19 protein-coding genes are annotated in these 25,419 nt (G+C 71.3%); 5 read left to right on the top strand and 14 right to left on the bottom strand.

The window, feature by feature from the left end; all coding sequences use genetic code 11:
* Positions 1-7: 7 nt before the first annotated feature.
* The 3 genes from ACGF3H_RS18125 to ACGF3H_RS18115 form a co-directional block, all read right to left on the bottom strand.
* Entirely contained in the window at positions 8-493 is a 486-nt protein-coding gene (locus ACGF3H_RS18125; RefSeq protein WP_362495181.1) for a hypothetical protein, read from the bottom strand.
* A gap of 245 nt (positions 494-738) precedes the next feature.
* Positions 739-1,059 (bottom strand): multidrug efflux SMR transporter, encoded by a 321-nt coding sequence (locus ACGF3H_RS18120; RefSeq protein WP_362495184.1) that lies wholly within the window; start codon positions 1,057-1,059, stop codon positions 739-741.
* Positions 1,056-1,706 carry an NAD(P)H-dependent oxidoreductase gene (locus tag ACGF3H_RS18115; protein ID WP_362495186.1) on the bottom strand — a complete coding sequence of 217 codons (651 nt, stop codon included), beginning with the start codon at positions 1,704-1,706 and terminating at the stop codon, positions 1,056-1,058. Before ACGF3H_RS18115 ends, ACGF3H_RS18120 begins: the two co-directional genes overlap by 4 nt.
* Positions 1,707-1,814: 108 nt before the next feature.
* On the opposite strand from ACGF3H_RS18115, the gene ACGF3H_RS18110 reads away from it, so the two are divergent.
* A complete protein-coding gene (locus ACGF3H_RS18110) occupies positions 1,815-2,366 on the top strand; it encodes a TetR family transcriptional regulator (RefSeq protein ID WP_362495189.1) in 552 nt (183 codons plus the stop codon).
* Positions 2,367-2,562: 196 nt separating this feature from the next.
* Positions 2,563-3,594, top strand: coding sequence for an LLM class flavin-dependent oxidoreductase (locus ACGF3H_RS18105; protein WP_362495192.1), 1,032 nt, complete (start codon positions 2,563-2,565; stop codon positions 3,592-3,594).
* Positions 3,595-3,643: 49 nt separating this feature from the next.
* Here ACGF3H_RS18105 and ACGF3H_RS18100 read toward each other — a convergent pair whose 3' ends face one another.
* On the bottom strand, positions 3,644-4,429 hold the full coding sequence (locus ACGF3H_RS18100) for an SOS response-associated peptidase (protein ID WP_362495194.1): 786 nt from the start codon (positions 4,427-4,429) through the stop codon (positions 3,644-3,646).
* Positions 4,430-4,687: 258 nt separating this feature from the next.
* Between ACGF3H_RS18100 and ACGF3H_RS18095 the strand changes: the two genes are divergently transcribed.
* Positions 4,688-5,887, top strand: coding sequence for a glycoside hydrolase family 64 protein (locus tag ACGF3H_RS18095; protein WP_362495197.1), 1,200 nt, complete (start codon positions 4,688-4,690; stop codon positions 5,885-5,887).
* A gap of 165 nt (positions 5,888-6,052) precedes the next feature.
* Positions 6,053-7,456 (top strand): FAD-binding oxidoreductase, encoded by a 1,404-nt coding sequence (locus tag ACGF3H_RS18090; RefSeq protein ID WP_362495199.1) that lies wholly within the window; start codon positions 6,053-6,055, stop codon positions 7,454-7,456.
* 73 nt (positions 7,457-7,529) lie between these two features.
* On the opposite strand, the gene ACGF3H_RS18085 is transcribed toward ACGF3H_RS18090, so the two are convergent.
* The 8 genes from ACGF3H_RS18085 to ACGF3H_RS18050 form a co-directional block, all read right to left on the bottom strand.
* On the bottom strand, positions 7,530-8,075 hold the full coding sequence (locus ACGF3H_RS18085; RefSeq protein ID WP_362495201.1) for an EF-hand domain-containing protein: 546 nt from the start codon (positions 8,073-8,075) through the stop codon (positions 7,530-7,532).
* A gap of 234 nt (positions 8,076-8,309) precedes the next feature.
* Positions 8,310-9,914, bottom strand: a complete 1,605-nt coding sequence (locus ACGF3H_RS18080) for a glycoside hydrolase family 13 protein (protein ID WP_362495203.1) — start codon at positions 9,912-9,914, stop codon at positions 8,310-8,312.
* Between the two features lie 111 nt (positions 9,915-10,025).
* Positions 10,026-10,901 carry a carbohydrate ABC transporter permease gene (locus tag ACGF3H_RS18075; protein WP_362495205.1) on the bottom strand — a complete coding sequence of 292 codons (876 nt, stop codon included), beginning with the start codon at positions 10,899-10,901 and terminating at the stop codon, positions 10,026-10,028.
* Positions 10,902-10,917: 16 nt separating this feature from the next.
* Entirely contained in the window at positions 10,918-11,880 is a 963-nt protein-coding gene (locus ACGF3H_RS18070) for a sugar ABC transporter permease (RefSeq protein ID WP_362495208.1), read from the bottom strand.
* Between the two features lie 130 nt (positions 11,881-12,010).
* Positions 12,011-13,426 (bottom strand): extracellular solute-binding protein, encoded by a 1,416-nt coding sequence (locus ACGF3H_RS18065; RefSeq protein WP_362500599.1) that lies wholly within the window; start codon positions 13,424-13,426, stop codon positions 12,011-12,013.
* A 175-nt stretch (positions 13,427-13,601) separates the two neighbouring features.
* Entirely contained in the window at positions 13,602-14,648 is a 1,047-nt protein-coding gene (locus ACGF3H_RS18060; RefSeq protein ID WP_362500598.1) for a LacI family DNA-binding transcriptional regulator, read from the bottom strand.
* Between the two features lie 72 nt (positions 14,649-14,720).
* Complete coding sequence (locus tag ACGF3H_RS18055; RefSeq protein WP_362500597.1) at positions 14,721-19,004, bottom strand: discoidin domain-containing protein; 4,284 nt, start codon at positions 19,002-19,004, stop codon at positions 14,721-14,723.
* Positions 19,005-19,167: 163 nt separating this feature from the next.
* The gene (locus ACGF3H_RS18050) at positions 19,168-22,569 is read right to left on the bottom strand and encodes a CARDB domain-containing protein (protein ID WP_362493358.1); all 3,402 of its coding nucleotides are present in this window, start codon (positions 22,567-22,569) and stop codon (positions 19,168-19,170) included.
* A gap of 640 nt (positions 22,570-23,209) precedes the next feature.
* Here ACGF3H_RS18050 and ACGF3H_RS18045 point away from each other — a divergent pair.
* On the top strand, positions 23,210-24,631 hold the full coding sequence (locus ACGF3H_RS18045) for an MFS transporter (protein WP_393816503.1): 1,422 nt from the start codon (positions 23,210-23,212) through the stop codon (positions 24,629-24,631).
* A gap of 76 nt (positions 24,632-24,707) precedes the next feature.
* Here ACGF3H_RS18045 and ACGF3H_RS18040 read toward each other — a convergent pair whose 3' ends face one another.
* Complete coding sequence (locus ACGF3H_RS18040; protein WP_362493361.1) at positions 24,708-25,085, bottom strand: fic family toxin-antitoxin system, toxin component; 378 nt, start codon at positions 25,083-25,085, stop codon at positions 24,708-24,710.
* The gene (locus tag ACGF3H_RS18035; protein ID WP_362493363.1) at positions 25,085-25,327 is read right to left on the bottom strand and encodes a hypothetical protein; all 243 of its coding nucleotides are present in this window, start codon (positions 25,325-25,327) and stop codon (positions 25,085-25,087) included. The genes ACGF3H_RS18040 and ACGF3H_RS18035 overlap by 1 nt, the downstream gene beginning before the upstream one ends.
* Positions 25,328-25,419 lie beyond the last annotated feature (92 nt).

The raw sequence follows: 25,419 nt of genomic DNA, 5'->3' as shown, positions 1-25,419 counted from the left end.
CACGAGGTCAGCCGCACCGGATGTCCCCGGTGCTGAGGCGGTAGGTCACCCCGCCCCGGACCAGTGAGCCGCTCAGGTGGATGCACTGCCCGGTCGCGTCGAACCAGGTGTGGAGCGGACCGGCGTAGTAGTGGTAGTTCTGCGGGTGTTCCCGGGGCGGGTCGGCGGCGTAGTCACCGCTCTCGTCGTGGATGTACAGCGTGATGTTCGAGGCCAGGCCGTCGTAGGGGCTGGACCAGAACTTCGCGCAGTTGCGCTTGGTCGAGGCGTTCCAGTAGGTGCGCGCATAGCCGCCCCCGTTGCGCCCGGAAGGGCTCTTGGCCCAGTACGTCTTGCCGTCCCAGCTGCCACTGCACTCGACGGCGGCGGGGGCGGCGGCCTGCGCCCCGGCCGCCTCGGCCGGGGCCGCCTGCGCGGTGGGCGCGGCCACCGAGCCGAACAGCAGCGCCATGACACCGAGGCCCAGCAGCCGGGTCCTCCGCAAACGCTTCATCCGCAACTCCTGTGGTGAGATGTCGCCGATCCGGCACATGCCGGTTCACAGCCGAAATGCTCCACCGCCAGGGGGCCGGCGCCCGGCTCTTCACGCAATCTCCGCCGCCTTCACGCCGGCGGACCGTGCCGGTTCACCGGCGGGCGAAGCGTCGGGCCGACACCAGACCGGTGGTCGAACGTCTTCGCGACAGGTGCCGCCCGGGCCACGGTCAGGATTCGGTGGGGCACGGCCCGCGGCCGGCCTCACTCGGCCGACGTGGCGCGTGCGAGGGCCACGCCCGCGATGATGAGGGCCAGGGCGGCGATGCGGCCGATGCCGACCGGGTCCTTGTGGACGACGATGCCGAGGACGGTCGCACCCGCCGCGCCGATCCCGGTGAACACCGCGTAGGCCGTGCCCACCGGCAGGTCCCGCATCGCCAGGGACAGCAGGTAGACCGCCAGGGCGGCCAGAAGGAAGCAGACCAGGGTCGGCAGTGGCCGGGTGAAGCCCATGGTGGGCCTGATGCTCTGCGACCAGGCCACTTCCACGCCGCCCGCGGCCAGGAGCAGCAGCCAGTTCACAGCTCTGCCCCGAGCTTGCGGGCGGCGGCGAGGGCGGCGGTGCGGGACTCGTCGTGCTGGGCGCGCCGCTCGGCCAGGGCCGGATCGACACGGCTGTTGACCAGCTCGGTGCTGACGAAGGCGACGTCCTCGACGGCGTAGTGCCCGAGGAAGAAGTCCCGCAGGTAGCGCTCCTGATGGTCGTAGGGGCTTCGCGGTGTGCCGGGGCCGTACGCGCCGCCGCGGGCCTGGGCGACGACGAAGCGCCGGGGGGCCAGGTTCATCTTCGGGAAGGTCACCTGGTCGATCCACGCCTTGAGCGACGCGGGGATCGAGAAGTTGTACATGGGCGCGGCGATCAGGACGACGTCCGCGGCGAGGAGTTCGGAGAGCAGGGGTTCGATCACGGCCCACGCCTCGGTTTGGGCCGGGGTGCGCACGGCCTCGCCGTAGCGGTGCGGATCGGTGATGCCGTGCTCCAGCAGGTGGTCGCACAGCTCGGTCCAGGCCTGGTCGATGAAGGGGACGGGGTCGAGTGCGAGGTCGCGGTGGAGGTAGGTGCCGTCCGAGTGCGCCTCCCGCCAGGCGTCGGCGACGGTGCCGCCGAGTTCGCGGCTGAAGGAGGTGCGGCGGGCGCTGGCGTCGAGGTGGAGCAGGGTGGTGCGCATGGGTGTGCCTCCCGGCCAATAAGTGGACGCGGTGTCCATTTATAGCATCCGGAGGAGTCAACCGGACATCTCGTCCACTTATTTCCCGGACGGCTTAGAGTGGGTTCCGTGACCAAGGAACGCGCCGACGCCGCCCGGAACCGTCAGAAGGTGCTCGCCGCCGCGGCCGAACTGTTCGCCGGGAGGGACCCGCGGAGCGTCACCATGGAGGACGTCGCCCGGGCCGCAGGCGTCGGCCGCGGAACGCTGTACCGGCGCTACCCGGACGTCGCCTCCATCGCCACCGCGCTGCTGGACGAACACGAGACGGCCCTCCAGCAGGAGTTGCTCCGGGGTGCCGCGCCCCTGGGTCCCGGAGCGCCGCCCCTCGAGCGGCTGGCCGCCTTCTTCACCGCCATGATCGAGCTGCTCGACCGGCACGCCCATCTGGCACTCGCCGCCGAGACCGGTGCCGGGCGGTACGCCACCGGCGCCTACGGCTTCTGGCGCGCTCACGTCCTGGTGCTCCTGCGCCAGGCGGGCGCGGCCGACCCCGACGCCATGGCGGACATCCTGCTGGCCCCGCTGGCCCCCGACGTCTTCACGCACCAGCGCCGGCAGGGCATTTCGACGGCCCGGATGACGGCCGCGCTCACCGGCCTCGCCCGCGCCGTCGCGTGACCTGGCGCGACGCTCCGGGACGGTGGACCCGGCCCGCGGCGTGCTCGTCGGCGTTCCTTCCTCGGGTGTTCCGATTTCGTGAACTCCCGGGCGAAGTGCGGTCCGCACGGTCCGCTCCGCGGCGAAGAGGAGGCATGATCCGTCTGTCAGGACGTCAAGGCCCGCACGAGCACCGGTCGGGGGGAGTCGGGTCGAGATGGGTGGCAGGACGCTGAAGAGGCTCGGGTTCCTCACGATCGGGCTGTTCGACGAGGGCGATCCGGGCCGCGGGCACGAGGACACCCTGCGCGTGCTGGAGCTGGGCGAACGGCTCGGATACGACAGCGCGTGGGTGCGCCACCGCCATCTCCAGTACGGGATCTCCTCGCCGGTTGCGGTGCTCGCGGCCGCCACCCAGCGCACCAGCCGTATGGAACTGGGGACCGCGGTCACGCCGTTGGGGTGGGAGAACCCGCTGCGCCTCGCCGAGGACTGGGCGACCGTGGACATCCTGTCCGGAGGACGCCTCAACCCCGGCGTGAGCACCGGGACGCCGATGCACTACGAGCGGGTGAGGGACGCGCTGTATCCGGACACCGCCGACGCCGAGGAGTTCGGCTACGCGCGGGTGCGGCGCCTGCTCGACCACGTCGCGGGTGAGCCGGTCACGGGCTTCCGCGGCACGGAGGGCATCGAGACCTACTCCGACCGTGTACAGCCCCACTCCCCCGGCCTGCGCGGGCGGATGTGGTACGGGGGCGGCAGCCTGCGCTCGGCCCGCTGGGCCGGGGAGAACGCGATGAACCTGCTCACCAGCAGTGTGGTCAAGGCCGAGGAGCTCGAAGAGGGATCCGGGGCCCAGGACTTCGCCGCGATCCAGCTCTCCCACATCCGAGCCTTCCGCGCTGCGCATCCCGACGGGGAGGCCGCCCGGGTCTCCCAGGGGCTGGTGGTGGTCCCCACCGACTCCGCCGACGCCGGGCAGCGCGCCAGGTACGAGGAGTACGCCGCGCAGCGGCTGCCGCGCACCGGGCGCCCGCAGGGTCCGGCCCGTCTGCTGTTCGCCCCGGACCTCGTGGGGCCGTCCGAGTGGATCGCGGAGCGCCTGCGGGCCCACGCCGCGTTCCGGGAGGTGGAGGAGGTGGCCTTCGCGCTGCCGTTCACCTTCGGCCCGGAGGACTACGAGCAGATCCTGACCGACATCGCCGGCCGGCTCGGTCCCGCGCTGGGCTGGAAGCCGGCGGCCTGACGGGCACCGCGGCGGATCGCCGAGGAGCGGCCGTCGCGGTGACCGGCGTTCACCGGGCGGGATCCGGCCCGGGTGGAGTGGCGCCGGGTGCCGGATCGCCGACCGCCTCGACCAGTTGCGGTCCGTTGTTGCGGACGTTGTTGACGGCGGTGGAGACGGGGCGTGCGTCGAGCCGTCCGCCGGCGGGCTGTTCTAGGAGGTCACGCAACGCTCCGGTGTCCTGGCGGGCGGGGTCGAGCCAGGCGTCGTAGTGGTCCTCGGCGACGGCCAGCGGCATGCGGGGGTGGACGCGTCCCGCGGCGTCGGTGGCCTCGGTGGTGATGATCGTGCAGGTCGTCAGCCAGGCCGACGGGTCGTCGTCGTGGCCGGTGTCCGGATCGCGCCAGTACTCGTACAGCCCGGCCAGGGCCATCACCCGGTCGTCCTCGGAGTGGATGAAGTAGGGCTGCTTGCGGGTCTTCCCCGTCCCCGGGTCCTCGACCCGCTGCCACTCGTAGAAGCCGTCGGCGGGCAGCAGGCAGCGCCGCCGGGCGAACGCGGCGCGGAACGCCGGCTTCTCGTGGACCGTCTCCACGCGGGCGTTGATCAGCCGCGCGCCGATCTTCGTGTCGCCGGCCCAGGACGGCACCAGGCCCCAGCGCAGCGTCCGCAGCTGCCGCGTCACCGGTGCGCCGGCGGACGACTCCGGCCGGGTGCGTTCGAGAACGGCCCACACCTCGTCGGTGGGCGCGACGTTCCAGCTCGGCGCCAGGGGGTCACCGAGGTCCTGGTCGGCCACCCGGAACCGCCGGGCCAGGTCCTCGGGGCTGCGGGTGGATGCGTACCGGCCACACATGAGGCCACTGTCGCACCCTCCGCGCCTCCCGCGCCTCCCGTGACCGCACGGACCGCCGTGTCGGACGCCGGAGTCGTCACGCCCGGCCGGCGCACGGCTGCCGCGGCTGCTCCGGTCCGCGCCCGGGTGGGGCCCGCCGCCGGTCGCTCCACGAGGCGACGATCCAGCCATTGACATGAACTCGACGCGAAGGCACGCTGAGAGCGCTCTCACACACTGGTACGGACCATCCCCCCCACACCCGCACGGAGGTGGAGAGTGCTGTCATCCCTCAAGCACGGGCTTCTCGCCGTCACCGGCGCCGTCGCCCTGACCGGCGCGCTGCTCACGGCCGGCCCCGCACCGACCGCGAGCGCCGCGGCGGTGCCCGACACCATCCCCCTGACGATCACCAACGACTCCGGCCGCGGTGACGCCGTCTACGTCTACACCCTCGGCACGTCCCTGACGACGGGGCAGCAGGGCTGGGCGGACGCCGCCGGCGCCTTCCACGCCTGGCCCGCCGGCGGCAACCCCCCGACGCCCGCGCCCGACGCGTCCGTCCCCGGACCGGCCGCCGGGCAGACCAAGACCATCCGCATCCCCAAACTGTCGGGACGCATCTACTTCTCCTACGGCCGCAAGCTCGACTTCCGGCTGACCACGGGAGGCCTGGTGCAGCCGGCCGTGCAGAACCCGAGCGACCCGAACCGCGACATCCTGTTCAACTGGTCCGAGTACACACTCAACGACTCCGGACTGTGGCTCAACAGCACCCAGGTCGACATGTTCTCGGCGCCGTACTCCGTCGGTGTGCAGCGCTCCGACGGCGGCGTGATCAGCACCGGCCGGCTCAAGCCGGGCGGCTACCGCGGGGTGTTCGACGCGTTGCGCGCACAGCCCGGCTGGTCGGGTCTCGTCCAGACCCGGTCCGACGGCACCGTCCTGCGGGCACTGTCGCCGCTCTACGGCGTGGAGACCGGGGCGCTGCCCGCCTCCGTCCTGAGCGACTACATCGACCGGGTCTGGCAGAAGTACACGACGAGCACGCTGACGGTCAGTCCGTTCGCCGACCAGCCCGGCACCAAGTACTTCGGGCGGGTCTCCGGCGGCGTCATGAACTTCACGAACAGCGCCGGTGCGGTCGTGACGAGCTTCCAGAAGCCCGACGCGTCCAGCGTGTTCGGCTGCCACCGGCTCCTGGACGCCCCCAACGACGCGGTGCGCGGCCCGATCTCGCGGACCCTGTGCGCCGGCTTCAACCGCTCGACACTGCTGAGCAACCCGAACCAGCCGGACACTTCACCGGCCGGCTTCTACCGGGACTCGGTGACCAACCACTACGCGCGGATCATTCACGAACGGACCACCGACGGCAAGGCGTACGCCTTCGCCTTCGACGACGTGGGCCATCACGAGTCGCTGGTGCACGACGGCAGTCCCGCGCAGGCGCGACTGACCCTCGCCCCGTTCGACTGACCGGCCCCGGTCGACGGAACCCCGGGCGACCGGCCCGTGCTCTCGCGAGAGGGCACGGGCCGCGGCGGCAGTCCGGAGACCCCCTCGCCACAGTGCCGAGGTGGCCGATCGGGCCTACCGTGGAACCAGGGCAGCTCGCACGTTGTGCCGGGAGAGGTGAGTCCCATGCCGAGCGAGCAGACGACAGCACGCGAGCCCGGACTGGCCGAGCGGCTCCGATCGGGGCTGCGCGGCGAGGTGATCGACCGCGGCCACCCCGCCTACGACGAGGCCAGAACCGTGTGGAACGGGCTGATCGACCGCGAGCCCGCGGTGATCGCCCGGTGCGCCGGGACCGCCGACGTCGTCGAGACGGTGACGGCCGCGCGCGAGCACCGGCCGGTGGTGAGCATTCGCGGTGGCGGGCACCAGGTCGCGGGGAGCGCCGTGTGCGACGACGGACTGGTGATCGACCTGTCACACATGAAAGGCGTGCACGTCGACCCCTCGGCCCGCACCGCGCGCGCCCAGGCGGGCGTGACCTGGGGCGAGCTGGACCGTGAGACCCAGCTGTCCGGGCTGGTCGCACCGGGCGGGGAGATCTCGGCGACCGGGATCGCGGGCCTCACGCTCGGCGGCGGCTTCGGGTTCGTGATGCGGACGTTCGGGCTGAGCTGCGACAGCGTCCGCTCGATGGAGATCGTCACGGCGGACGGCACGGTGCGCACGGTGAGCCGGGAGGAGGAGCCCGACCTGTTCTGGGCGGCGCGCGGCGGGGGTCGCGGTCTGGGCGTCGTCACGTCCTTCGAGTTCGACCTCCATCCGCTCGGTCCGGAGGTGGCCGGGGTCCTCGTGCTGCATCCGTACGAGCACGCCGAGGAGGTGCTGCGGGCCTGGCGGGACGCGACGTACAGCGCGCCGGAGACGGTCACGCCGGAGCTCCTGCTCTGGAGCGTCCCCGCCGACCCGGCGGTCCCCGAGGAGCTGCAGCGGTCGAAGTGCGTGATGGTCGGAGCCGTGTACGGCGGTCCGCCGGGCAACGGCGCGACCGCCGCGCTGGCGCCGCAGCGCGACCTGGGCGCACCCCTGATGGACCTGAGCGGGACGCTGCCGTACGTAGCGCTGCAGAGCGCGAACACCTGGCGGTTCCCCGACGGGGAACGCTACTTCATGAAGTCGCACTTCATGGACGAGCTGACGGACGAGGCCCTGCGGACACTGCTGGACTGGGACGCCCGGCGGCCCACCCCGGAGAGCCTGATCGTCATCCGCACCCTGGGCGGCGCCGTGGCGCGGGTGGGCCCCGACGACAGCGCGTTCGCGCACCGGTCCGCCCGTTACAACGTGAGCATCGACGCGGGCTGGCGGGACCCCGCGCTGGACGAGGACGCGATCGGGTGGGCACGCTCGGCATGGGACGCGATGAAGCCGTTCTCGAGCGGTGGGACGTACGTCAACTTCGCCGGGCTCGGCGAGGACGCGGGCGAGCTGCACGGCGCGGTCTTCGGCTCGCACGAGGAGCGGCTCGAGCGCACTCGCGCGGCGTACGATCCGGAGGGCCTGTTCGCACGGGCCGCGCGCCGTCCGTGAACCGGGCGCCGCCCACGGCGCCCCGCTCGTGACGGAGTTGCGGCCCTTCGGTGCGGGCCGCCGCCGCGCCGCGTCAAGGGGTCGGGGCCAGGGGCCCGCACATCTCGTTGCCGGGCTCCGCCGGGTCGTCGCTGATCCAGAACTGCGTCCACAGGCGCGCGAACTCCGCCCGGCCGAGGTAACCGTCGCCGTCCTGGTCGAGACGGTCGAAGACGCGCCCTGTCGTCATCGAGCGGCCGTGCCAGGTGTCGATGAGCCGCTGGTGTTCGCCACGGGAGATGCGGCCGTCACCGTTCTCGTCCACGGCGTCGAAGATGGTGTCGGCCGTCGCCGTGACGGCCGGCACCATGGACGGCAGCCGGTCGACCACGGTCATCAGCTCGTCCAGGTCGACCTGCCCGTCCCGGCCGGGGTCTGCGGCCGCCGACAGATGCTGCCACCATCCCATGATCACGTCCCGCACACGCGCGGCCAGCTCGGGACTCCCGGTCACCCGCGGGAGCCGGCCCCATCGCGCCGCGAGCGCCTCGAAGTCGCCCTCCTCCAGACGGCCGTTGCCGTCCACGTCGAGCACGTCGAACATCGCCTGGATCTTCGCCCTCTGGAACCCACTGGCCACCACGAACCCCCTCGTCTCACCGTGCTGGGAAAAGGCTGTCCAGTTCCGGCCGTCACCCAACGGCGCCCCGGAGCACGGCGTCCCCGGCGTGCGACACCGCGCCCCGTACGAACGCACCGAGCGCCGGTTTGACCGCGGGACGCAGGGGACGGCCCCAGGGCGGCTGTCGGCGGGCCGACGGCACCCACCGGCCGGGGCCGGTGGGTGTCGCGGGGCCGGCCGGGTTCCGCGCCGTCAGGTGCGCAGCCACACCGCCGTGTCGCTCGGCAGGGTGCCGTCCGGCTCGAGCGGGCCGCTGGACAGCAGTACCTGCCGGTGTGCCGGCAGGCTGGCGGGTGCGCCGGACAGGTTGACCACGCAGACCAGACCGTCCGGCCGGGCGAAGGCCAGGACGCCCTCCGCGGCGGGCAGCCAGGTCATGGGGCCGTCGCCGAAGCCCTTGCCCGTCCGGCGCAGTTCCAGGGCCTCCCGGTACAGCGTGAGCATCGACTCCGGGTCGCCCAGCTGCCGGTCGACCGCGTAGCGGGCCCAGTCGGCGGGCTGCGGCAGCCACGGCTCCGTCGCGGAGCCGAAGCCCCACCAGGGTGCCGTGGCCGTCCACGGCAGCGGTACCCGGCAACCGTCGCGTCCCGGGTCGGTGCCGCCGGAGCGGAAGTGCATCGGGTCCTGGATCCGGTCCAGGGGGATGTCCGCTTCCGGCAGCCCCAGTTCCTCGCCCTGGTAGAGGTAGACGGAGCCGGGCAGGGCCAGGGTCAGCAGGGCCGCCGCGCGTGCCCTGCGGGTGCCGAGCGCCAGGTCGGCCGGGGTGCCGAACGCCTTGGTCGCGAAGTCGAAACCGGTGTCGGCGCGACCGTAGCGGGTGACGGTACGGGTGACGTCGTGGTTGGCGAGGACCCAGGTCGCGGGGGCTCCGACGGGAGCGTGCTCGGCGAGGGTCGCGTCGATGGTGGCGCGCAGGCGGTCCGGGTCCCAGGGGCAGGTGAGGAAGTTGAAGTTGAAGGCGGTGTGCAGTTCGTCGGGGCGCAGGTACCGGGCGAAGCGTTCCGCGTCGGGCAGCCAGACCTCTCCGACGAACACGCCGCCGTACTCGTCGGCGATCGACCGCCAGGCGCGGTAGATGTCGTGGATCTCGTCCTGGTCGATGTACGGGTGGGGGTCGACGCCCTCCTCGAAGTCGGCGAGCGCCGGGTCCTTGACGAGCAGGGCCGCGGAGTCGATGCGTACGCCGGCGACACCCCGGTCGAACCAGAAGCGGAGGATGTCCTCGTGCTCGCGGCGGACGTCGGGGTGGGCCCAGTTCAGGTCGGGCTGCTCGGGGGTGAACAGGTGCAGGTACCACTCGCCGTCCGGCACCCGCGTCCAGGTGGCGCCGGAGAACTGCGACGGCCAGTCGTTGGGCGGCAGTTCGCCGTTCGTGCCCCGGCCGGGCCGGAAGTGGAAGCGCTCCCGCTCCGGGCTGCCGGGGCCGGCCGCGAGGGCGGCGCGGAACCAGGCGTGCTGGTCGGAGACGTGGTTGGGGACGATGTCGACGATGACCCGGATGCCGAGTTCGGCGGCGTCGGCGATCAGCTTCTCGGCGTCGTCGAGGGTGCCGAAGGCGGGGTCGACGGCGCGGTAGTCGGCCACGTCGTAACCGCCGTCGACCAGGGGGGAGGCGTACCAGGGCGTGAACCATACGGCGTCGACGCCGAGACCGGCGAGGTAGGGCAGTCTCGCCCGGAAGCCCGCGAGGTCCCCGGTGCCGTCGCCGTCGCCGTCGGCGAAGCTGCGTGGGTACACCTGGTAGATGACGGCGTCACGCCACCAGTCGTCGGTGCGGGGCGGAAGAGGGGCTGCCACGGGTGCGGTCCTTTCGGGCAGGGTGGGTCTTCGCCGCCGGCCCGGAAGCGGGGCGTCGGACGGACCGGCGGCGAAGGTTTGGGTGGGAGGCAGGTGCGGGGCCGGGAGGTCTCAGCCCTTGAGCCCGCCGGCGGTGAGGCCGCTCATGATGTTGCGCTGGAAGACCAGGAAGATCAGCAGCGTCGGCAGTGAGGCGATGGTGAGCGCGGCGATCAGCACGTTCATCGGTACGCCGTTGGAGAGCGAGTAGATGCCGACGTTCAGGGTCTGCATGGCGGGGTCGGGCAGGGTGAGCATCGGCCAGAGGAAGTCCTTCCAGACACCGACGATCGCGAAGATGGAGACCACACCGAGGATCGGGCGGGAGATCGGCAGCACGATCGACCGGAGGGTGCGCATCGGGCTCGCGCCGTCCATGGCGGCGGCGTCCAGCAGTTCCTTGGGGATGGAGTCGAAGAACCGCTTCAGCAGGAAGATGTTGAACGCGTTGGTCACCGACGGCAGCCAGATGGCCCAGGGGGTGTTGAGAAGGTTGCGTTCGACGACGGGCACGTCGAGCACGGTGAGGTACTGGGGGACGACGAGGACGGTCGCGGGGATCATCAGCGTCGCCAGCATCGCACCGAGGACGGCCTTGCCGAAGACGGGACGGAGTTTGGAGAGGGAGTACGCCGCGGCGACGTCGAGGACGAGTTGGAAGGCCAGGGCGCCGAACGCGTAGTACAGGGTGTTGAACAGCAGCTTGGCCAGGTCCATGACCTCCCACGCCCTGGAGTAGTTGTCCGGCTCGAACGAGCCGGGGACGAGCGTCGGCGGGGTCTGGATGACCTCCTGCGTGTCCTTGAAGCCGCTGGAGACCATCCAGTACAGCGGGCCGAGGAACACGAGGGTGAAGCCCGTGACGACGACGGCGAACGTCACCCAGTAGACGGCTTTTCCGCGGGGCCTGGCGAGCTGGGCCGGCGAGATGAGCGTGCGTGTGGACATGCGGGGACTCCGGTTCCTACTCGTTCTCGGCGCGGTTGAGCTTGACGTATGCCGCCGAGAACCCGGCGAGAATGACGAGCAGGAGCAGCCCCAGGGCTGCCGCGGCACCGTAGTTGTTGAAGTTGAAGGCGTACTGGTAGATGAGGTAGACGACCGTGGTGGTGGACCCCTCGGGGCCGGCTCCGCCGGTGAGCAGGAACGGCTCGACGAAGACCTGCATGGTGGAGATGACCTGCATCAGGAGCATCAGGGACAGGATCAGCCGGGTCTGCGGGATGGTCACGTGCCAGATCTTGCGGAGCACCCCGGCCCCGTCCAGCTCGGCCGCCTCGTAGAGCTCGCCGGGGATTCCCTGGAGGGCGGCGAGGTAGATGAGTGCGGCGCCTCCCATGTTCATCCAGGTGGAGGCGAGGACGATGGAGAGCATGGAGGTGTCCGGGTCCTGCAGCCACTGCTGTTCGGGCAGGCCGAAGAGGCCGAACACCTCGTTGAGCAGTCCGTAGCCCGGGTCGTAGAGGTACTTGAACAGCAGGACCGACGCGACCGGCGGGAGCATGACCGGCAGGTACACGAGCAGCCGCAGGTATCCCTTGCCGTGCCGGAACTCGTTGATGACGAGGGCGACGACGAACGGTACGGCGAAGCCGAAGACCAGGGCGAGAACGGTGAACAGCAGCGTGTTGCGCCACGCCTGCCAGAACGCCGGGTCGTCGAACACGGTGGTGAGGTTGTCCATCCCCACCCAGCTGACCTCGCCGTTCTCCGTCTTCTGGAAGGCGAGGAAGAACTCGCGGATCATCGGGTACCACGAGAACACGGCGAAGCAGAGCACCGCGCCGATCAGGAATCCGTGGGCCGTGAGGTTGCGCCGCAGGCTCTTGGCGAACCGTCCGCCCGGGGGCTGCGGGTCCGCCGTGCGGCGGGGCGGGGTGCGGCGGTGACTGGCCGCCTTGCTCGGGGTCACGCTGGGGGCCGACATCGTCGCTCCTTGACGCTGGTCTGCCGGGGCGTCGCCCCGGATGCCACAGGTGGTCCGGTCCGCGCCGCCCGCGGGGCGGCGGTGTCCCGGCGGGGCGGCCGCCGGACACCGCCGCCCCGCCGGGATGCGCTCACTGGTTGGCGAGGACCTGGTTGACCTGGCTCTCGGCCGTGTCCAGCAGCTTGTCGACGTCGGCGTCCTCGTTGGTGAGGATTCCGGACATCACGTTGTCGAGGACCTTGTAGACCTCCTGGGCCTTCGGCGGTTCGGCCTTGCCCGCGACCGGGTTGTCCATGAACGTCCGGAAGTTCTCGACCGGCATCGTGGCGTGCTCGACCCGCGCCGCGTCATCCTTCGTCTTCGACTCGTTCAGCCAGAAGTTGGGCTGCGGCAGACCGACCGGCAGCTTGTCGGTCTTCTTGCGGGCCCAGTCGAACTGCCCCTTGCCGACGGTCAGGTTCTCGAAGTTCAGCCAGGCGACGGCCGCCTTGATCTTGTCGGCGGAGATCCCCTTCTTGATCATGTAGTTGTTGCCGCCGGCCAGGGTGTTCTTCTCACCGGGGATCGGGCCCATGCCGAAGTTCTCGTAGTCCGCCCCGAGTTGCTGGACCATGTACGTGATGTCGTCGGGGGCGGCGAGGAACATGCCGAGCTTGTCGGCGGCGATCTGCTTCTGGAGGTCGCCCCACTGGAGCAGCTGGGTCTTGCCCATGCTGTCGTCCTCCCAGCGCATGGCGTGGAGGTTCTCCGCGACCTGCTTGCCCAGCTCGTTGCCGAACGCCGCCTTCTTGCCGCTCGCGTCGACGATGTCGCCGCCGAGGCTGTACATCTGGGCGGCGAAGTGCCAGCCGCCGGTGTTGCCGGCGCTGTACTCGCCGTAGCCGGCGATGCCGTCGCCCAGGCCGGCGATCTTCTTGGCGGCGGCGCGGACCTCGTCCCAGGTGCGCGGCGGGGAGTCCGGGTCGAGCCCGGCCTGCTCGAAGAGCTTGCGGTTGATCAGCAGGCCCATCGTGTAGTTGCTGGTGGGCAGGCCGTAGAGCTTGTTCTCGTGCTTGAGCGAGCCGAGCACGTTCGGGTCGATGTCCTTGAGGGCGGGGACGCTTCTGTCGTTGACGTACGCGGTGATGTCCTCGGCGCCGTCGTTGTCCAGCACCTGGGGCAGGTCGGTGAAGTAGGTGTAGAAGACGTCGGGCTGCGACTTGGCCTTCAGCATGGCCGTGAAGCGTGGCGGCTCCAGACACTGGCCGGGGGTGGAGCGGCCCTCGACGGTGACGTTCGGGTAGATTTTGTTGAACTCCTCGACGTCCTCCTTCCACTCCTTCAGCTCGGCCGCCTTCGCCGCCGGCGGCATGCAGTCGATGGTGATCGTCACCTTGGTCTTCGGGTCCAGCGGCGCAGCCGGGTCGGAGGACCCGCTGCCGCTGCCTTCCGAACCGCCGTCGTCGCTGCTGCTCGTGCCGCAGGCCGCCAGGGCGGTCAGCGTGAGAGCGGAGACGAGCGTGATGACGCCGGCACGACGCGTACGGCGGAGCCGAGCACTTCTCATGGGTGGTCCCCTTCGGGCATGAACGTGGAAGGCGCCCCATCGCCGATGCGTTGTGGGGCGCCGCTCACTCAACCACCACGTACAAGTGAACGCAAGATCTCGCGCTGATTTCGTAATTGTTTGACAACTGCTCGGGAGCCCGGGACAGGATCGGCGCCCAACCGGACGAATTGCGTCAGGCGCCGGTCACCAGGTCCGCGACGGCCGGTGCCGCCGCGGCCCGGATGCCGGCCGCCTGCGCCGTCGACGCACGCACGACGAGTTCCGGTTCGAACAGCAGCTCGCTGTGGGGCACGTCGCTGCCCTGGATCTGGGAGGCCAGCAGTTCGACCGCGGCCCGCCCCATCGCCTCGATCGGCTGGCGCACCGTGGTCAGCGGCGGCTCGGTGCACGTCATGAAGGCGGAGTCGTCGTACCCCACCACGGACACGTCCTCGGGCACGCTCAGGCCCCGCCTGCGGGCCGCCCTGACCGCCCCGAGGGCCAGCGGGTCGCTGGCGCACACGATGCCCGTCACCCCCTCGTCCAGCAGCCGCGAGGCCGCCGCCTGACCGCCCTCCAGGGAGAACATCGACCGCTGCACGAACTCGTCGGCCAGGCAGCCGCCGGCGGCACGTGCGGCCGCCCGGAGCCTGCGGCGGGAGGGAATGTGGTCGGAGGGCCCGAGCACCAGCCCGATGCGCTCGTGGCCGAGCGAGACGAGGTGGCGCCAGGACTGCTCGGTCGCCACCGCGTCGTCGCACGCGACGCTCGGGAAGTCGAGCCCCTCTATCGCGGCGTTCATCAGGACCACGGGGATGCGGCGCTGGGCCAGCAGCCGGTAGTGCTCGTGCGGCGCGTCCGCCTGCGCGAACAGCCCGCCCGCGAAGATCACGCCGGAGACCTGCTGCTGGAGCAGCAGCTCGACGTAGTCGGCCTCCGAGACGCCCCCCTTCGTCTGCGTGCACAGCACCGGCGTCAGCCCTTGCTGCGCCAGCGCGCTCCCGATCACCTCGGCGAACGCCGGGAAGATCGGGTTCTGCAGCTCGGGCAGCACCAGGCCCACCAGGCGGGCCCGTTCCCCGCGCAGTTGCGTCGGACGTTCGTATCCCAGGACGTCCAGCGCCGTCAGCACCGACTGCCGTGTCGCCTCCGACACCCCCGGCTTGCCGTTGAGGACCCGGCTGACCGTGGCCTCGCTGACCCCAACCTTCTTCGCCACCTGAGCAAGTCGTCGCGTCATACACGCAAGCGTAGCGCAAACCCTCGCAAGGGTTTGCGCTACGCTTCGCCGATTCGCGACGGACCTAATCGGTCACGGATTGATGTTGATCTTGAAAGTGGAGGTCGTGTTGCGGACGTCCACGGCGTTGTCCTCCAGCTTCAGCCCGTTGAAGGTGACCTCGCCGACCGCCGGGCCCTGTCCCTGTTCCGGCATCTCGTTGGCCCACACTCCGAAGCCGGACCTGGCGTCGTAGGCGTCACCGCTCCTGTGCGCCCCCGTGACGGTGACGTCCGTGAACACGGTGTCCGCGACGGGGTACTGCGGTTGTCCTCCCGCGTAGTTGGTCTGGAACATGATGCCGCTGTAGGTGGGGTCGACGATGTCCACGTGGTTGACGCGGATGCCCTGGAAGACCTTCGAGGCGGAGAAGACCCAGATGCCGGGGAAGGTCTGCGCACCCCAGAAGTGCCCGCCGGCCCGTTCGATCGAGATGTTCTCGAAGGTCGTGGGCTCGGTCCCGAAGCCGTTCATCGGGTAGCCGAAGTCGAGCGACGAGATGGTGATGCCGGAGTACACCAGGGTGTCCGCGATGCGGATGTTGCGGAAGGTGTTGCTGTAGCCGCCGTACACGGCGACACCCGCGGCACGCCAGGTCAGCGTGGTCGTCAGGTTCTCGTAGAGGTTGTTCTTCATGTCCGCGCCACCGGCGTCGATGGCCGAGAACAGGGCGAAGCTGTCGTCGCCGGTGGCCCGGGCGTCGTTGTTGGAGACCAGGTTGTCCGTCGACCCGTTGGTCATGTTGATGCCGTCGGCGAACAGGTTGCGGATGCGGGAGTTCCTGATCGTCACACGGTCGGTGTTGGCGCCCCAGTACAGGCACACCATGTGTTCGTTCCAGATGTTGTCGATGACGATGTCCGAGACGTTCTGGAAGTCGAAGACCTTGCCGGGCCCGTCGATGCGCGAGGTGTAGTTGCCGAAGTAGGCGAAGTTCGCGAACGTCGAGCCCTTCGCGGTGGCCTCCGCACGGAAGCCGATGTCGGTGTTCGACTGCCCCGCGGGCGCGTGGAACCGGGTGTACCAGGGCCCGGCACCGACGACCTTGACCGCCTTGCCGTACACCTGGAACTTGCTCGACGTCTGGTACTCACCGGGCGGCAGGTACACGCCGGTCAGCTTGCCCGAGGTGTCCATCCTGACCCGGTCCAGGGCGTTCTGCACATCCTGGTGGGTGAATCCGGCGGGCACGGCGTAGGCGGCCGGGTCCGGGTTGGCGACCGGTGCCACCTGCTCCAGGTTCACGAAGTCGAAGGCGTACGTGGAGGTGTCCGAGGCGTCCTTCTGCAGCCGGATCCTCGACCCAGCGGGCACGGTCTGGTCGAGCATGAGGTGCGCCTCGTCGTAGATGTGACGCGGAGCCCCGGAGCCGGGTGAGTCGCCGGGCGCGGCCTCGGCTCCGTAGAGCCAGGCGTAGCGCGACGTCAGGGGCAGCGTCTTCTTCTTGACGCCGTCGACGTAGACACTGATGGTCGAGTCGATGCCGCCGCCGCCCGGCGCGTCCGGGATCGAGAAGCGGGTGACCAGCGTGTTGGTGCTTGCCCGGGTCGTGAACTCGACGTACTGACCGGTGCCGGTCAGGGTGACCGCCTTGCGGCCCGAGGCCTCGCCGGCGAGGTCGCCGACGGTCCGGTTGGGCCCGACGACCTTCGCGCCGCCGCCGAGCGAGCCGTCCTCGGCCTCGTACATGTCGTACGGCATGTTGGCGCCGCGCCCGACGAACAGGGGTTTGGTGGACGTGTTGTTGTCGCGCTTGGCCGGTACCTCCTGGGCGTCCGGGTCCACCACGACCTTGGCGCTGTACGACCCGTTCACCGCCTTCCACGAGCCGAGGGTGACGGCGCCGGTGGTGGCGCCGGGGGCGATGACGCCGGTGTGGATGCCCGTCAGGGTCTTGACGGTCGCGCCCCTGCTGTCGGTCAGGGTGAGGGTGATCCGGTGGTCGCCGCCCGCGGAGGCCACCGTGCCCTGGTTCTTGAGGGCGACGCGGAAGGTGACGTCATCACCGGCGGCCGGGGACGACGGGGACGTGCTCACGGACGCGGCCACCAGGTCGGAGCTGGCGACCGGCCTGACGACCAGGGCGTCCGGGCTGGTGTAGGTGTTGTTGGTCTCGTTCTGCTCGATCACCGTGTCACCGTCGTCGGCCACCGCGCTCAGCGGGTAGGTACCGGCCTCGCGGTTGCCGAGCGGCGCGGTGACCGTGGTCTGCTCCCCCGCTCCCAGCGCTCCGACCTGGGCGGTGGCCACGGTGGAGCCGCCGAGCCGCACGGCGACCTTGCTGGCCGGCGCGTCGGCCGCTCCGCTGTTGCGGACGGTCGCGGAGACGGTGATGTCGTCCGACTCGACGGGCGCCGCCGGTGACGTGGTCAGCTTCGTCACCTCCAGGTCGGGGTTGGGCGCGGCGACGCCGATGACCTGGAACTCGGCTACCTGCCCGGCCGTCGCCCCGCTGTTGGCGGTGAAGCGCAGCCGCACGTCGGCGGTGCGCTTGCCCACGGGGACGGTGACGGTGTTCCGACCGGCCGGGGTGAACGCGTACTCCTTGGCGGCGACCAGCGAGGTGAAGCCGTCCGCGCTCTGTTCCCGTCCCTGGACCTCGATGGTCTGGGTGCGGCTGCCCCAGTCGGGATCGAGGCGCAGCACCAGCCGGTCGACGTCCGCGTTGGCGCCGAGCTTGACGGTGAGGGTGTTCGGGTAGCTGCCCGCACCGCCCTCCCAGTACGTCTTCGTGTTGTTGTCGTTGGCGTTGGCCGCGACGTACGTGTGGATCACGGAGGACGCCTCGATGGGCTTGCCCACCGCGAGGTCGGAGCCGGCTCCGCTGCCGTTGCGGGTCACCTGGTTGCTGGGCGGTGACTGGTTGCCCGCCGCGTCCTCGGCCCGCACGGTGTAGGTGACGGTCGCGGAGGCCGGCTGGGTGTCCGTCCAGGTGGTCACGTCACCGGCGACGGAGGCGCGTTTGATGTCGTTCGCGTAGATGTCGTAGCCGGTCACGGCCTTGTTGTCGGCGGAGGCGCCCCACGTGAGGCGGATCCGGCCCGCCTCGGGCTCGGTGAGGGACAGGTTCGCCGGGGCGGTGGGGGCCTCGGTGTCGCCGTCGCCGGCCGCGCGGGTCACGGTGTTGCTGTTCGGGGACTGGTTGCCGGCCGCGTCCCTGGCCCGCACGAAGTAGCTGACGCGGGTGCCCGCGGGCCGGGTGTCGGTGTAGGTGGTGACGTCGCCGCCGACCGAGGTCAGCAGGTCGCCGTCGGCGTAGACGTCGTAGGCGGTGACGCCGGTGTCGTCCGTGGCCGCGTCCCAGGTCAGGCGGATCTGGCCGGTGCCGGGTTCGGTGAGTGCCAGGTGGGCCGGGGCGGAGGGCGCCTGGGTGTCGCCGATGGCGGGTCCGTAGACCTCCAGCTCGGACACCTGTGCACCGGGCTGGACGCTGTTGGCGGTGACCAGGACGCGGACGTAGCGGGTGGTGGTGGCGTCGAAGGAGATGGTCGTCGAATTGCCGTCCGAGGGCGCGAACGTGTACGTCCGGCTCGCGGTCAGGTCGCTGAAGTCCGATCCGTTGCCGCTGCCCTGGATCTTGAGCGTCTGGGTGCGTGTGCCCCAGCCGTCGGGGAGGCGCAGGACGACGCGGTCGACGCGTACGGCGGAGCCGAGGTCGGTCTGGAGCCACTGCGGGAGGTCGTTGTTGCGGCTCTCCCAGTAGGTGGCCTTGCTGCCGTCGCCGGCGTTGGCGGGGCTGTAGACCTCGGTCTGGCTGCTGGCGGTGAAGGTGCGGCCGCGGGCCAGGTTGACGGAGGACTCGCCCGCCGCGTGCACCTCCAGTTCGGACAGCTGGGCCGCCTGCCAGCCGGTGTTGGCGGTGATGGCCACTCGCACGAACCGGGTCTGGGCGGCGGGGAAGTTCACCGTGACGGTGTTGCCCGAGCCGGGTTCGAAGGAGTAGGCGGCGGACGCCTTCAGGGTGGTGAAGCTGGTGCCGTCGGCGCTGCCCTGGACCGCCAGGGTCTGGCTCCGGCGTTCCCAGGAGGCGGGCAGCTTGAGGACGACCTCGTCGACACGGGTGGTGGTGCCGAGGTCCGTCTGCACCCATTGGGGCAGGTCGCTGCCGGCGCTCTGCCAGTAGGTGCCCTGGTTGCCGTCGGTGATGTTCGCGGCTCCGTACTCGCCGTGCGAGCTGCTCGCGGCGGTGGGGTCGCCGGCGGCGACGTTGGGGCCGCCGGCCGCCGAGGCGGCGGTCACCAGGGGGCCGCCCAGGAGCAGGAGGCTGGTGGTCACCACGGCGCACAGGCTCCGTGATGGTCGTCTGCGGGTTGTCATGCGTCCCCGATCTCGGCCCCGCCGCGGGCGGCGGGGCACAGGGGGGGGGCGGGGGGGCGGCGGGGGCCGGGGGGGGGGGGGGGGGGGGGGGGGGGGGGGGGGGGGGGGGGGGGGGGGGGGCCCGGCGCCCCCCCCCCCCCCCCCCACCGCGGTGGTGCCGTGGTCAGCCGCGCGAGGCGGCCGATCCGCCTGCCGAGCCGTTGAACGTGAACTGCGAGCCGGGTTCCTTCACCACGTCGCCCTGGGCCGAGCCGGTGATCGTCACGTTGCTCAGGGTGGCGCTGCCGCGCGCCCCGCCCATCGCGAGGATTCCGGACCCGTTGGTGGACTTGTCGATGGTGACGTTCCTGATCTGGACGTCGGGCATCGCGCCGCCGCCGGTCTTGAACTGGATGCCGTCGTAGGTGGAGTCGTGGATGTCGGTGTCGCGGATGGTGACGCCCGGGATGTCCTGGCCCTGGGCGAACAGGGTGATGGCGCCGAACTCCTGGGCCTCGCCCCAGAACGCCCCGCCCGTGCGGTACAGGCCGTTGTTGGCGAGCAGGGTCTGGCCGGAGAAGGGCAGCGGGTCGTGGTCGGTGGCGAGCATGATCCCCGGGTAGTTCATGGTGTCGGAGATCAGGTTGTTCTCGACGGAGTTGCCGTGACCGCCGTAGATCGCGACGCCGTTGGCCCGCCAGGGCAGCTGGACGGTGTTGTTGCGGAAGTGGTTGTCGTGGCCGACGTCGACGGAGGTGTCCTTCACGTACTTGTTGGCCCACACGGCGAGCGCATCGTCGCCGGTGTTGCGGAAGGAGGAGTTGTAGACGGTGGAGTTGCGGGTGCCGTTGGAGAAGTTGACGCCGTCGGCGTAGGTGTTGCGGATGCGCACGCCGGTGAACTCCAGGCCGTCGGCGGGGCCCCACAGCTCGGGGATGTTGGAGTAGTCGCGGCCGACCCAGGCGCCGACGTTGGAGTGCTCGATCCACACGTTGGAGATCTTGGTGTTCTTGCCGAAGCGCCCGTTGAGCGCGACGCCGCCCTCGGCTCCGCCGTCGCCGCCGCGGATGGTGCCGGAGCCGAAGATGGCGATGTCGGAGATCTTGGTGTTGTCGTCGATGTCGAAGCCGAAGTTGCCCTCGTGCGGGTGGTTGATGCCGCCCGCGTCCTGCGGCTGGATCAGCGAGTACAGCTGGGAGTGCCACATGCCGGCGCCGCGTACGGTGACGTCCCGGATGCCGACCTGGTTGTACTGCCCGCGGTTCTGCGGGTCGTCGGTGAGGATCTTCTTCTCCTGGCGCCACTGGCCGGCCGGGATCCAGACGCAGGGGATCTCGCCCTTCTGGTCCGCCGTGACGGCGCGCTGGATGGCGTCCGCGTCGTCGAGGCCGTCGTTGGGCACGGCCCCGTACTCGGTGATGGAGACGCACTCCGCGGGCTTGGCGGCCGCGGGGGCGACCTGCTCCAGGTCGACGAGGTCGATGACGTAGAAGGCGGCGTTGTCGCCGGCGTCGCGCTGGAGGCGGAACCGGGTGCCCGCCGGGTAGGTCTCGGTGAGCAGTGCATGGGACTCGTCGAACAGGCGCCGAGCGTCACCGCCGGGCCGGTTGGTCAGGCCCTCCGGGTCATCGGTCGTGCCGTAGAGCCAGCTGTGCTTGGACGACAGGCCGATCTTGCGGACGAACTTCCCGTCCGCGTAGAGGCTGATCGTCGCCTCCTGCCCGCCGCCGCCGGCCGCGTCCGGGATCGAGTTGCGCACGACGACCGAGTTGGACGGCGCGGTGGAGGTGAACTCCACGTACTGCCCGGCCGAGTCGAGCCGGACCGACTGGCGACCGGAGGACTCGGTGGCGAAGTTGGTGTGCCCGAAGGTCCGCTTGGCGTCAGTCTTCAGGAGCGTGCCGTCGTAACGGCCGTCCTCCGCCTCGTGCTCGACGTAGGGCACGGCGGCGCCGCGTCCGACGACGAGGGAGCGGGCGAAGGTGTTGTTGTCCTCGTTGGTCTCCTGGACGACGGAGGTGGCGTCCGCGGTGGCGGTGAGTGTCGCCCCGCCGCTGGTCGCGGTCCAGTCGCCGCTGATGGCCACGCTCGCGGTGTCGCCGGCCGCGATGGCGCCGGTGGTGCCGTTCAGGGTGGTGCCGGCGACGGTGAGTCGGGTGACCGATCCGGCGGGCACGGTGCTCGTGCCCCGGTTGTGCACGGCGACGGTGAAGCCCACCTTGGCCCCGACGGCCGGGCTGGACGGGTTGGTGGTGATGCCGGTGACCTCGAGGTCCGGTCCGGGAGCCCGGCCGACGACCAGGTTCGAGCCGGCGTTGCGGCTGTTGTTGCTGTTGTCGAGCTCGGCGACGGCGTCGGAGGGGTCGACGACGGCGGAGACGGTGTAGCTGCCCGTGGGCCGCTTGCCGACCTGCACCGGCACCTTCACCGACGCTCCTGGGGAGAGAGCGCCGACGGCGGCGCTGCCGGCGACGGTGCCTTCGAGGCTGACGTCCACCGTGGTGGCGGGCGACGGTGCGCTGCCGCCGTTGCGGACCGTGGCCTCGACGGTGACCGCGTCCGACTCGGACGGCGAGGCGGGTGACCAGGTGAGTGCGGTGACGGTCAGGTCGGGTGCCGGTGCGGCCGCACCGATGACCTCGAACTCCGCGACCTGTCCCCCGCCGGCGCCGGTGTTGCCGGAGAACTCCAGGCGCACGTCCGCGTACCGGCCGGAGACGGGGATGGTCACCGTGTTCTTGTTCTGCGCCGGGCCGAAGGTGTAGTCGGCGCGGTTCTTCAGGGTGGTGAAGCCGGAGGCACCGGCCGGGCGGCCCAGCACCTGGATGCTCTGCGTGCGGGGGCCCCAGACCGGGTCGGGGTTGAGCTTGACGACGACGCCGCTCAGGTCGGCGTCCGCACCGAGGCGGGTGGTCAGTGTCGACGTCTGGCCGCTCGCCTCCCAGTACGTGGAGGTGCTGCCATCGTTGGCGTTGGCGGCGACGTAGTTCTGGGTCGTCGACGAGGCCTCCATCGGTTTGCGCAGGGCGAGGTTGGTGCCGGCCGGCGGGGTCCCGGGGTCTTCGCCCCCGGTGTCGCCGTGGACCTCCACCTCGGACAGCTGGGCCGCGTTCCAGCCCGTGTTGCCGGTGACCTGGACCCGGACGTAGCGCGCCTCCCCTTCGACGCCGACGGTCACGGTGCCCGCGCTGTTCGGGGAGAAGGTCCTCGCGGCGCCCGCGGAGAGGGTGGCGAAGTCCTGCCCGTCGGTGCTGCCCTGGACGCTGACGGTCTCGGTGCGGGACTCCCAGGAGGCGGGGAGTTTCAGCACCACGTCGTCGATCTCGGCCCGGGTCCCGAGGTCGATCTGCACCCACTGGGGAAACGAGCCCGCGGGGCCCTCCCAGTACGAGGCCTGGCTGCCGTCGGTGACGTTGCTCGCCGGGTATCCGCCGTGGGACCCGCCCGTCGTCACCGGTCGGCCCAGTGCCAGGTTCGGTCCCTCCGCGGCGGCCGCGTGGGCCGTCAGGGGGAGCGCGCCCGCGGTGAGCAGACCCGCCGTCACAAGGCCGACGGAGACCCGCCGGCCCAGATGTCTTCCTCTCATGAGGCTCTCTCGTTCCCTTTCCCTGAGTGCCCGGGCACCGGTCCCCGTGCGCTGCCCGCCGCCCGCCGGGCGCGGCAGTGCCGTGCGGCGGCGAGCGGCGGGGCGTGAGGGAACGGTGCGCCTGGTGGGCGGTGGAGTGGTCAGCGGGCCCAGAAGACGCCGAGGTGAAGCCAGGCCCACGCAAATCCAAAAGTTGAGTGATTTCGTCAATCTTTTGCAGCGCTGAGGTGACAGGTTTCTACCGTGTATCGACTTTGTCAACGGCTCGGGACGAGACGGCACTTCGGCTCCGCGGTGCCGCTCGCATCCGTGCGGCGCCTGACGTCGACGGTGGCGCGCGGTCCGTGCGCGCCGACCGGTGATGAAGATTCCGTGGAGGGGGGTCGCGCCGACCCCGTCACGGAACCCCCGTGCCGCGTCCGGCCGGCAGTCGCGCCTTGGCGTACGCGAATGGCACGGGCCGGCCGGCGAGACCGGACGCAGCGTGACGCATGTCGGCGAGGCACCGTGCGGACGGGCCTCCGGGCACGCCTCCAGGCCCGGAGGCGAGGCGAGACACCCGGTTCAGCCCATCTGATCCCTTTTGCCGCTAATGTCTGTGCGGGTATGAGGCCTTCGCGGACGGGACGGAGTCGGGGTGGTGGCTTTCGCCGAGTCGGCGGGCGAGTCGGCCGGCGACCATGAGCCGGTACCCCCTCCCGAGTCCGGGGGCCGGTCCTGGGCACCGCTGCTGGCGGTGTGCGCCGGGTACTTCATGGTGATCCTGGACGTGACGGTCATCAACGTCGCCGTGCCGGTGATCGGCCGGGAACTGTCGGCCTCGCTCACCGGGATCCAGTGGATCACCGATGGGTACACCCTGGTCTTCGCCGGGTTCCTGCTGACCGGCGGTGCGCTGGGCGACCGGCTGGGGAACCGGCGGGTCTTCTGCTCGGGCGTGGCCGTGTTCACCCTGTCCTCGGCGGCGTGCGCGCTCGCGCCCGACACCCCTTTCCTTGTTGCGGCGCGGCTGGTGGAAGGGCTGAGGGCGGCGCTGATCGTGCCCGGCTCCCTGGCCCTGCTCCAGCAGGCCTATCCCGCGCGGGCCGCGCGCTCGTGGGCTTTCGGCCTTTGGGGGTCGATGGCGGGCACCGCGGCCTCCGCCGGGCCACTGCTGGGCGGGCTGCTCGTGTCCACGGTGGGCTGGCGCTGGGTGTTCCTCGTCAACCTGCCGGTGGGCGCGGCCTGCCTGGTGCTGACGTTGCGGCATGTCGCACCCTCGCCGCGGCGTGCCGACCGGGCCCTGGACCGGCCCGCGCAGTGCGCGGTCGTGGCCGCGGTGGCGCTGCTGATCGGAGCGCTCAACGAGGCCGGGCGGCGAGGGTGGTCCGACCCCGCCGTCCTGTCCGGGCTGGGCTTGGCCCTGCTGGCCGCCGTGGCGTTCGCGGTGCGCGAGCGGCTGGCCCGCTTCCCCGTCGTTCCGCTGGGCCTGCTGCGCTCTCGTGCGATGAGCGGCGGCGCCGTCATCGGCCTGCTGTTCAACTTCGGCTTCTACGGCATGGTGTTCACCGCCAGCCTGAGCTTCCAGCACCAGCGCGGATTCAGTGCCCTCGTCACCGGCCTGGCGCTGCTGCCGGCCGTGGCGATGACCATCTTCGCCTCCGCCCTGTCCGGGCGACTGACCCGCCGCACCGGAGACCGTCCGCTGGTGGTCTCCGGCATGCTCCTGGCGGCGCTGGGACTGGCCGGCTGGGCCGCGGCCGGGACGGACCCCGCCTACGTGCTCCTTGTGCCACCGCTGGCCGCCGCCGGGTTCGGTACGTCCTTCGCCCTCACCGGGTCGACCACCACTGTGATGAGCGCCGCTCCCCCTGCCTACTCAGGGGCCGCCTCCGCGCTGTTCAACACCACCCGCCAGATCGGCAGCGCCGCCGGCGTGGCGCTCGGCGGCAGCCTGCTCGCCACAGCCACCGACTACGGCACCGGGCTGCGCACCGCCATGGCCATCGGAGCGGGCGCCTACCTGACCGCCGCGATCCTCGCGTGGTGGTGCGTGCCGGTCGGGTCACGACAAGCGGATTAAGGCAGGTCGAGGGGGCGCGCACCGTCCGGCTCCGGGCCCCGGGTCCGCGCAGTCGCGCGGGAACAGCGCACGCGGGTCAGGTGGCGGTGGGCCAGCCGCGCAGCGCGGCGGCGATCTTCCCGGCGGTGCAGGCGGGGTCCAGGAGCAGATCCCTGAGGGCGAGGGCGTCCTCCCGGGCCGGCTTGACGGTGATCCCGGCGGCCTCGAGGTACATGACACCGGTGGCGGCGGCGACCGCCAGGTTGGACCGCTCCAGCCAGCGGCAGCGGCCCAGCGTGTGCACCAGGGCGGCGGCCTTGGCGTAGGGGCCGTCGTAGACGGGCTGCTCGAACAGCTCGGCACGGTGGCGGGCGACCGCCGCGAGCGGGACGCCGTAGTCGTCGGGGGCCGGATCGTCCGCTCCGGCGGCTTCGGCGACCTGGAGGATCCACGGGACGTCGATGTTCAGGTCCATCAGGCCGCGTGCGCTCCCCGGGCGGTCTTCCCCATGGCGTCTTCGGCCTCGTCGAAGACCGCCTGGTGCTCGGACAGGAAGCGGGCGGCGGCGTCCACCGAGCGCGCACGCAGGCCGCTCGCGTCGTCCTGCACCAGGCGGGCGAGGTAGTCGCCGACGCTCAGTCCCAGGTCGGCGGCGCGCTTCTTCGCGAGGTCGGCGATGTCCTCGTCCACGCGGGCTCCCAGTTGTGTCTTGGCCATACCCAGCAGGGTAACAGTTGTTACCAGGTTCGCGGAGCGCCGTGCGGCGCCTGGCCGGGCCGGGGAGCCGACGCGCGCCTTCGCTTGTCGGC

It is taken from the genome of Streptomyces sp. NPDC048185, from assembly GCF_043202495.1.
In the GTDB taxonomy this organism is placed as follows: domain Bacteria; phylum Actinomycetota; class Actinomycetes; order Streptomycetales; family Streptomycetaceae; genus Streptomyces.
This window is presented reverse-complemented; position numbering and strand designations above follow the sequence as displayed.